Consider the following 9,124-nt stretch of genomic DNA (forward strand, 5'->3'; position numbering starts at 1 on the left):
TAGAAGAAGGAGAAAAACTGGCACGACAGGGGAAAATAAAAGAGGCGATCGCATCTTACACCCAAGCCCTAGAATTAGACCCAGATATTGACCTGAATCCATACACAGAGGATAAAGACAACCAACCCAAAGCTGTCGCCCACACCTTTGCCGCACAAGTTAAGGTGGAAGAAGGAGTGAGATTGGCACGAGAGGGGAAAATCAAAGAGGCGATCGCATTCTACACCCAAGCCCAAAAACTTGCACCAACCGCTCTAACCAAAAGCCATAAGACTATCTATCTACAACTTTTGGTAGACGTTTCCCGATAGAGAACGTATCAAAATTATTGTGGAAGCAATTAGGAGGTCATAACTATGGCACTTGTTCGTTGGCAACCTTTCGGAGAAATTGACTCTCTGCAACAAGAAATGAACCGCCTGTTTGAAAGTCTAGCACCGATGCGCGGGGAAGGGGATGGTATCAACTTTGCACCACCCGTAGAAATGGAAGAAAGCGAAAATAACATCCATCTCAAGCTAGAAGTTCCGGGAATGGAACCCAAGGATTTAGATGTGCAAGTGACCAAAGATTCAGTAATGATTAGCGGTGAACGCAAATCTGAAGCCAAGACTGAAGAAGGAGGAATGACGCGCAGTGAATTCCGCTATGGTAAGTTCCGCCGCGTAATTCCTTTACCCGGACAAGTTGAGAATACGCAAGTCCAAGCTGACTATAAAGACGGCATTCTAAATCTCAACATGCCCAAAGCGGAAGCCGAAAAGAACAAAGTCTTTAAAGTCAACCTTGACTAATTAACTAGGCTTGTTTGTAGACAGCCCTCACCCCCAACCCCTCTCCCAAGTTTGATACTGCTGGTCATTAACTGATGGGTCTGACCCCTCCCCAAACCCCTCCCCGACGCGGGGATGGGCTTTGATGCTCCCCCTTCCCTTGCAGGGAAGGGGGCTGGGGGGTTAGGTTTTTCCAATTCGCCAGCAGTATCAAGTTTGGGAGAGGGGAGCCATCAACTGATAGCAATAGAGACAAAGATTAATTAGGGCGAGTTTTGGTGAGCCGTTATCGGTGAAGTCGGGCGGGTTTTGTTGTGCATTTATTAGTAAATAGCTGACGTTAGTTCCTCAACCCGCCCCTACATTAGTTCCTCAACCCGCCCCGACAATTGATGCCAATCACCAATTAATCATTTATCACCAATATCCTGAAGCGCCTGTCGCAAATCATCCCTAATCTCTTCAGCACATCCTTTGACAGGTTTATGACAGTAATCCGCTACGGATAAAGGTGAACCAATACGAATGTCAACATCGCATCCCTTGTGGGGTACAGGTTGTCTATAATGAATCCGAATCGGCACAATTTTAATTCCTAAACCCGGTTGATCCGTTTCTGCATGGAGCGCCATCCGAGCCAATCCTGGTTCTAGGGGTTGGATTTCTTCCGTCCGAAAAATATCGCCTTCAGGGAAAATAACCAGAACTTTTCCCTTCTCCAATAACTCAATTCCGTGACGCAGACTGGAAATTCCCGGATGTTTTGGATCAACGGGAAATCCGCCTAAACGACGAATAAACCACCCTTGCACCCCTTTCATTTCATCAACCGACACCATAAACTGTAAATCTCGTCCGGTAATATCTCGACCTGCGGCATAAGCTAACATCAGCGCATCCCAGCGAGAACGATGGGTGGGTGCAAAGATAGCCGGACTATCTTTGGGTAAATTCTCCCGTCCCTTGACCTCAATCTTGCCAAAGTAAAAGGGCAAAACCAGGTGACGCCCTAGGGGATAAACTAGGCGCACTAACCACGGCGAAACATGAGAGGTGGTTACCTCTTCCTTGGTAGTCGGGGAATCGTCTTGAGTTTTGTCGGGAGATTCGGTCTGGCTCATTGTAGCAATCGGTGATGTGTAAGCCAATAAAATTTTATTACAGCTTTACCTTAGGTGTTATGACCTAAACTATCCTCTGCCTAAAGGTTGATGAAGTTAGTTCGTAGTTCGTAATTCGTAGTTCGTAGTTCGTAGTTCGTAGTAAGGGCTTTAGCCCTGATCAAGGGAGGCAGCGCAAGAGAACGAGACTGGACTAGGGCGGGTTTTGTTGTTTATTTATTGGTGAGGAGGGCGGGTTTTGTTGTTCCGTTATTTCAGCAATAGCTGACGTTAGTTCCTAAACCCGCCCCTACATTAGTTTCTAAACCCGCCCCTACAATCGACTGTAATGGATAAAAAATCTGCCTGTTGAATGGTGCAAGACTTGCTTCACCTATGCAACCTTCAAGTCAGGTACAGATACTCAAACAACAGTATGTCTTATAATTACGAACTCCTCATTATTGGTGCAGGGTCTGGCGGTCTGGCAGCGGCAAAACGAGCGGCGGCTTACGACATCAATGTTGCTGTGGTGGAAAAAGAATCCCTCGGTGGTACTTGTGTCAATCGCGGCTGCATTCCCAAAAAATTAATGGTCTATGCGGCTGATTTTGCGTTGCAAGATCAACTCGCCACCAGCTATGGTTGGAGTGAATGTCAACGCCAGATTAATTGGTCACAATTTCTCAGCAAAGTCCACCACCATATCGATAAACTGAATCAATCCTATCTGCAAACCCTGGAGGAGGCGGGAATCGACCTGATTCGCGGTCAAGCCAAATTTGTAGATGCTCATACTATAACCGTAAGCGATCGCCAAATTACTGCCAATAAAATTATTATTGCTGTAGGTGGACATCCCATTGTGCCAAACATCCCTGGCAAAGAGCATGGAATTACCTCCCGCGAAATGTTTCACCTGCAAGACTTGCCCAAACGACTGGCAATTATTGGTGGCGGCTATATTGGTGTAGAATTTGCCAGTATGATGGATGCTTTGGGATCTGAGGTGACGCTGATGGATGTCGAGGAGTCAATCTTACCTGGCTTTGATCAGGATATCCGCCTGTCTGTGCAAAGGGGCTTAAGTCAACGGGGAATCCGGATTCTGACTCAAACGACAGCCAAAGAAATTACTAAAGGAAGCGATGGAATCCAACTCAGCTTATCCGGGGACTATCAAGAAACCCTGAACGCCGATACCGTCTTAATTGCCACCAGTCGCGCCCCCAATACTAAAGACTTGGGTTTGGAAAACACGGAGGTTAACGTCAGTGAAAAAGGCGTCATTGAGGTGGATGAGTACAGCCGCACGACGCAGGATACTATTTTTGCCATTGGCGATTGCACCAATCGTATCCCCTTAACCCCCGTCGCCATCGCTGAAGGTCAAGCCGTTGTGGATACGGCGATTGGGAACCAACCTCAGTCGGTTAATTACGACAATGTTCCCTCTGCGGTGTTTACCCGCCCAGAAGCGGCGACTGTGGGAATGACACAAAGCAAGGCGCAGGAAAAATTTGGTGAATCTGTACGCTGCTACCGCACTGAATTTAAACCTATGCTTTACAGCCTGAGTGAACAAGATGAAAAAGTGATGATCAAATTAATCGCTGAGGGAGAAAACCAGCGCATTGTAGGCGCTCAAATGGTGGGTGAACATGCGGCGGATATTATCCAAACTCTCGCCGTGGCGATTCGTCAGGGCGTCAACAAGCAACAGCTAAATGAGACGATTTGTATCCATCCCACCATCGGAGAAGAAGTTCTCACGCTGGAGTAAATCTGGGTTAACTCGAATGGTACTGACTGGCATACTGGTGGGCAATGATCACCCTACAGTATATCAAAGGTTTCGGCGATCTAAAACGGCAGAAGGCGAGCGTGCCATTTGGGTTAACTCCCTTTTGGTGGGGACAAGGCAAATGGTATTCAGGCACATATTGGGATAGTCCGACATAAGACATAAGACGAATGACAATACTCATAAAACTAAAGCTTTTATCCCCGGTTAAAACGCGGGGCATGAAAGCTTTAAACCAGGTTTTAACCTGGGGTTTTGTGGTATTATATTAACCTAGTTTTTTATTGTATAATATAATATAAAAACATAAAGAAGGTGATAAAACTGTATCGAACTATTCCAATTAGAGCCAAGTTTGCAGATGAAGATAAAGCTTACTGGATCAACCAGTGTCAGAATGCAAATAGTCTAATTAATTGTGCAATTTATTACACCAGGCAAAAGCATTATCAATGGAGGGAAAGGCGCGATGACGCTTTGACTTTTTATTGGCGGGGCGATGAATTTCGGTGTGGCTGGAAGTTGTACAGGTGTCGCACGACTTACCCAGAGTTAGACAAAGAGCTTAAACTGAGCATGCATTATAAGGCACTAGCCGCTCAATCCGCACAGCAAACACGCTCAGTCTGTAGGTGAATCAATTAAGAGTTATAACAGCTTGGTTGACGCCTATTATCAGGGAGAAGCTAATCGTCCATCCTTGCCTAAGTACAGGAAAAAAGGTGGTTTGGCGGCGGTAACTTTTCCTAAGCAAGCTCTAACCTACAAAGACGGGTGTTTTCGCCCATCCATCAGCAAAAAATCCAAGCCTGAACTAATCACTCAGATTGAGTTACCATTGCCAGAGTTTATTGACTCAGACTGGGTTAAAGAAGTAACGATTCGTCCTTGTCTTGGTGAGTTCTGGATTGATTGGGTAATAGACGACTCAAAAGAACCCATTAAAGTCAACCCCAACCTGGATTACTCTCAAGCGTGGGGATTTGACCACGGCGGCACTAATTGGTTAACCGGAGTATCAACCCAAGGTAAAAGCTTGATCATTGATGGGCGCAAGCTCAAGTCAATGAATCAGGGGTATTGCCGCTTAGTAGCTAAGTACAAGCAGGGTAAGTCCGAATTCTATTGGGATGCCAACCTAGACCGGGTGCAGGGTAAACGCAACAACCAAATGAGGGATGCCATTAACAAGGCAGCTAGATTCATCATTAATCGGTGCTTGGCTGACGGAATCGGCAATCTGGTTATTGGTTGGAACGAGGGTCTCAAAAACAGTCCCAAGATGGGTAAGCGTGGGAACCAAAACTTCATGCCCATCCCCACGGGCAGGCTAATTGAACGTCTAAGGCAGCTTGGCACAGAATACGGGATTGTAATGACCCTGACAGAGGAGGCGTATACAAGTCAAGCATCATTCTTAGATGGTGACTCCCTACCGAAATACGGCGAGAAACCCGAAAGGTGGAGACCATCAGGTACAAGAGTGAAACGTGGGCTTTTTAGGGCATCTGGCGGTCAGTTGATTAATGCTGATTGCAACGGGGCATCAAACATAATCGGAAAAGTAGCCACACAGCTAGGAATAGACCTAGCCAAGGTGGGTAGAGGTAGCTTGACACTGCCGAAGCGGTACGATCTGTTTTCCAATCTGAAACGATCATACCGCGAGAAATGTGAAGCGACAGTCTTTCAAGCTGTCGCTTAGCATCCGCTCTCTAATCTTCTCGCTTTTAAGGAGAGGAGATGTCAAAATTGAGTAAAATCAAGAGCAACGTAGCCCAAATGAGTGCAACAAATAGCGCTAATAAAATAAAATTCGGTACCGATGGCTGGCGGGGAATCATCGCAGATGATTTTACCTTCGCCAATGTCTGTAAGGTAACTCGTGCGATCGCGAGTTATCTAGATACAGCCTATAGCAAAGACCGCCCCGTCTTGGTAGCTTATGATACCCGCTTCTTGGCTGATGAGTTTGCCCGCACCGCTGCTGAGGTTTTGGCAGACTTGGGCTGGACGGTAAAAATTGTCAACCGGGATTGTCCGACGCCCGTGATTGCCTATCAAGCGCGTCAACTCAACTCAGCCGGGGCGCTTATGTTTACTGCCTCCCACAACCCCGCCGCCTATTGCGGAATTAAATATATCCCGGATTATGCAGGTCCTGCTACCCCGGAAATTACGGATACGATTGTTTCCAATATTGCTGGGGCAGATGATGCACTACCTAGTGGCAAGCAGGGTGATAAAATTTCTACCTTTGACCCGAAACCGGATTACTTGGACTTTATTTACACACTACTAGATGTAGAACGGATTCGACGGGCGCAACTGAATGTAAAATATGATGCCCTCTATTCCACCTCTCGCGGTTATCTGGATGATGTCTTAGAATACTGTGGCTGTCAGACGGAAAGCTTTAACACTACCCGTGATGTCTTATTTGGTGGCGGAATGCCCGAACCCAAAGGCGAGTATCTGGTGGGGTTAAGAGAAGCCGTGACGCGAGATAAGGCGGATTTAGGTCTCGCCACCGATGGGGATAGCGATCGCTTTGGTATCGTAGATGAACAGGGTAATGTACTAACCCCCAATATGGTGCTATTGTTACTGGCACGTCACCTGATTAAAAACAAAGGTAAAAAAGGTGCGATCGTCCGTACCGTTGCTACAACCCACCTATTGGATAACTTTGCCGTAAAACATGGTCTAGACACTTACGAAACAGCCGTCGGCTTCAAATACATCGGTCAGAAAATGCGGGAAACTGAGGTGCTGATTGGCGGTGAAGAATCCGGCGGATTGAGCATTATTGGGCATATTCCCGAAAAAGATGGTATTTTAGCCAATATGCTGGTGGCTGAAGCTATTGCCTACGAAGGTAAACCCCTAAGTCAGTTAGTCGAAGAAGCGATTAAAGAAGCCGATGGTCCAGTTTACAATCAGCGCCTAGATTTGCATTTGAATGAGGATCATAAAGCTGCCGTTTTAGACACTTGTACCAAAAATCCTCCTAAAGAAGTGGCTGGGATTAAGGTTAAAGAAGTGGGGCGCAAAGACGGGATTAAACTCTATTTATCAGAAGGAAGTTGGGTGTTATTGCGTCCCTCCGGTACCGAACCTCTGATGCGGGTGTATATGGAAGCGGATTCTCCTGAAAAGCAAAATCAAATTGCTGAGGCGATGAAGCAGATGATTCAGCAGATGGAACCGGCAACGGTATAACTAGGGTTTGCTGAATCACGATTGTAGAGACGTTGCATGCAACGTCTCTACACAGCAAGAGGAGGCGATTGAAATCGCTGCTACACAAACTTGCGTCCGCCTGCGCGGACTGGATTACAGAAGATTCAACACTGAAATTGTAAAGCAAGAATCTGAAATTAATTTGTTCAATCCCTGATAGGGATTATAGAGGATTTCGACCCAGCCGCTTTCCACTTGAGGGCGGAGATCCACTGTTTCAATCCCTGATAGGGATTATAGAGGATTTCGACCCGATTTCCCCTGTCTCAGCTTTACATCCACAGATCGTTTCAATCCCTGATAGGGATTATAGAGGATTTCGACTGATTAAATTAGCAGCACCACAAACGCTTTCAAAGTTTCAATCCCTGATAGGGATTATAGAGGATTTCGACAAGTAAGTGGTTGGAAACTTTTCTGGATTATTTATGTTTCAATCCCTGATAGGGATTATAGAGGATTTCGACGGCTAGAAATGGCTCAAGTGAGGATTGATTCCCTGTTTCAATCCCTGATAGGGATTATAGAGGATTTCGACAATAGCTAGTAATAGTAAGGCTCCAAAAGAATACGTTTCAATCCCTGATAGGGATTATAGAGGATTTCGACCAAATCATGAGATAGCGGAAAATCTCTATAAAATAGTTTCAATCCCTGATAGGGATTATAGAGGATTTCGACACAGGGATGAAGCAACTGATGAGTTAGTTTTAAGTGTTTCAATCCCTGATAGGGATTATAGAGGATTTCGACGGGTAAATAACCCTGTTAGTGCTGGTGACTCTACGTTTCAATCCCTGATAGGGATTATAGAGGATTTCGACCTTCTCACTCTTGTGAGTACGCTGATTACAGCCAGTTTCAATCCCTGATAGGGATTATAGAGGATTTCGACAAGCCAAACCTCCCTATCGGCTTTCGGTGGATCTGAGTTTCAATCCCTGATAGGGATTATAGAGGATTTCGACGCAAGATCTAACCCTACAGGCTGGGTGGTCAGGGTTTCAATCCCTGATAGGGATTATAGAGGATTTCGACCTTTTCCCACAGATAAGCAGTGCCTAGCAATTCAGTTTCAATCCCTGATAGGGATTATAGAGGATTTCGACGGTTCTCTACAATAGATAGCGGCTCCTTACCTGAAGTTTCAATCCCTGATAGGGATTATAGAGGATTTCGACAGCTATCTACTACTATTCCATCGTCATTATAACGTTTCAATCCCTGATAGGGATTATAGAGGATTTCGACAATGGCGAACCATCGATCGATATGATGATTTACTTGTTTCAATCCCTGATAGGGATTATAGAGGATTTCGACTGCCGACCTCTGAAACGCTTGCTGTATATAGTTTTCAAGGTTCAGTTCCGAGAGACTCTCTTTAATATACCATTTCAGACTTCGGCAGACAAGAAGCATCTAAAAAAAAATATCCAGAATCCAGTACCAGTAAGCGTTTCACGATTTCCGAGACCCTAATTTTTCTGCTAGTGTACTCAAAGCCAGAACCCATAAGGGATACAGCCGAAAATCACCACAGCCTTTGAAAACACCTACCCCTTCTCGGATTTAAGCCCAAAAAATCGAATCATCCCGAATAACTTCACCACCGATGCGCTCAACCTTCCATTGACAACACCCCCAGAGGCAGTAAAACCGAATGCTATCCTGGTCTAGCTTAATAACTTTGCCCAGGTGCGATCGCCACTTAGCATACTGGATATCGTCAAACTGCACTCATATACACTATACTGCATCCACTGCCCTGAAGACCTAAGCTTGAGATGAAAGCCTTAACTAATCTACTCACATCTGTGATTGTCGCCGCTTGGATTGCCGCAATTGCCATCTTATCGGTACAAAACGCCACACTTGTATCCCTGAGATTTCTCAATGTTGAGTCCATTAAACTCCCTGTGGGAATTGTCTTGGCGTTTAGCGTGGGAATAGGCGTGATTACTGGGGCAATTATTCCGTGGGTGTGGCACATTGAAGGCAGAAGGCGATTATAAGTAGGTGGACATAATTAACGTGAACGGTGAAGATAGTCATTCGTCATTCGTCATGTGTCATTTGTAAGGGTTTGAGGTTTGTTTACAAAACTTAGTACGGTGCTGTTTTCTTTTTAGGTAATCTGTAGGGGCGGGTTTAGGGAATCAATTGTCGGGGCGGGTTTAGGGACAATTGTCGGGGCGGGTTTA

General features: G+C 45.7%; 6 protein-coding genes, 2 pseudogenes and 1 CRISPR repeat array. Of the genes and pseudogenes, 6 read left to right on the plus strand and 2 right to left on the minus strand.

Features of this window, described 5'->3' with window-relative positions; all coding sequences use genetic code 11:
• Together ACLFWI_RS20690 and ACLFWI_RS20695 are read left to right on the plus strand one after the other, a co-directional pair.
• Positions 1-311: tetratricopeptide repeat protein (locus ACLFWI_RS20690; RefSeq protein WP_446414476.1), on the plus strand; the 311-nt coding region annotated here is incomplete at its 5' end.
• 45 nt (positions 312-356) lie between these two features.
• Positions 357-794: an Hsp20/alpha crystallin family protein gene (locus ACLFWI_RS20695; RefSeq protein WP_446414477.1), complete on the plus strand. Its 438-nt coding sequence runs from the start codon at positions 357-359 to the stop codon at positions 792-794.
• 389 nt (positions 795-1,183) lie between these two features.
• Here the strand turns inward: ACLFWI_RS20695 and ACLFWI_RS20700 are convergent, their stop codons facing one another.
• Complete coding sequence (locus tag ACLFWI_RS20700) at positions 1,184-1,894, minus strand: lysophospholipid acyltransferase family protein (RefSeq protein ID WP_446414478.1); 711 nt, start codon at positions 1,892-1,894, stop codon at positions 1,184-1,186.
• A gap of 415 nt (positions 1,895-2,309) precedes the next feature.
• On the opposite strand from ACLFWI_RS20700, the gene gorA reads away from it, so the two are divergent.
• From gorA to ACLFWI_RS20715, 3 genes and pseudogenes are all read left to right on the plus strand, one after another.
• Positions 2,310-3,656, plus strand: a complete 1,347-nt coding sequence (gorA, locus tag ACLFWI_RS20705; RefSeq protein ID WP_446414479.1) for a glutathione-disulfide reductase — start codon at positions 2,310-2,312, stop codon at positions 3,654-3,656.
• 345 nt (positions 3,657-4,001) lie between these two features.
• A pseudogene (locus ACLFWI_RS20710) lies at positions 4,002-5,382 on the plus strand (RNA-guided endonuclease InsQ/TnpB family protein).
• 77 nt (positions 5,383-5,459) lie between these two features.
• Positions 5,460-6,899 carry a phosphoglucomutase/phosphomannomutase family protein gene (locus ACLFWI_RS20715; RefSeq protein ID WP_446414480.1) on the plus strand — a complete coding sequence of 480 codons (1,440 nt, stop codon included), beginning with the start codon at positions 5,460-5,462 and terminating at the stop codon, positions 6,897-6,899.
• Positions 6,900-7,063: 164 nt separating this feature from the next.
• Positions 7,064-8,243: a CRISPR direct-repeat array (repeat unit 37 nt; unit sequence GTTTCAATCCCTGATAGGGATTATAGAGGATTTCGAC).
• A 249-nt stretch (positions 8,244-8,492) separates the two neighbouring features.
• On the opposite strand, the pseudogene cas2 reads toward ACLFWI_RS20715, so the two are convergent.
• Positions 8,493-8,710: pseudogene (gene cas2 / locus ACLFWI_RS20720) on the minus strand (CRISPR-associated endonuclease Cas2); the annotation flags it as partial.
• On the opposite strand from cas2, the gene ACLFWI_RS20725 reads away from it, so the two are divergent.
• Entirely contained in the window at positions 8,708-8,935 is a 228-nt protein-coding gene (locus ACLFWI_RS20725; protein WP_446414481.1) for a LapA family protein, read from the plus strand. The pseudogene cas2 and the gene ACLFWI_RS20725 sit on opposite strands and share 3 nt — an antisense overlap.
• Positions 8,936-9,124 lie beyond the last annotated feature (189 nt).

It is taken from the genome of Coleofasciculus sp. (assembly GCF_046539235.1).
In the GTDB taxonomy this organism is placed as follows: Bacteria; Cyanobacteriota; Cyanobacteriia; order Cyanobacteriales; family Coleofasciculaceae; genus Coleofasciculus.

Excerpts from the sequence above, each read along its gene's own strand:
- ACLFWI_RS20725 (WP_446414481.1), top strand. The coding sequence starts at position 8,708 with ATGAAAGCCTTAACTAATCTACTCACATCTGTGATTGTCGCCGCTTGG.
- gorA (WP_446414479.1), top strand. The coding sequence starts at position 2,310 with ATGTCTTATAATTACGAACTCCTCATTATTGGTGCAGGGTCTGGCGGT.
- ACLFWI_RS20695 (WP_446414477.1), top strand. The coding sequence starts at position 357 with ATGGCACTTGTTCGTTGGCAACCTTTCGGAGAAATTGACTCTCTGCAA.
- ACLFWI_RS20700 (WP_446414478.1), bottom strand. The coding sequence starts at position 1,894 with ATGAGCCAGACCGAATCTCCCGACAAAACTCAAGACGATTCCCCGACT.
- ACLFWI_RS20715 (WP_446414480.1), top strand. The coding sequence starts at position 5,460 with ATGAGTGCAACAAATAGCGCTAATAAAATAAAATTCGGTACCGATGGC.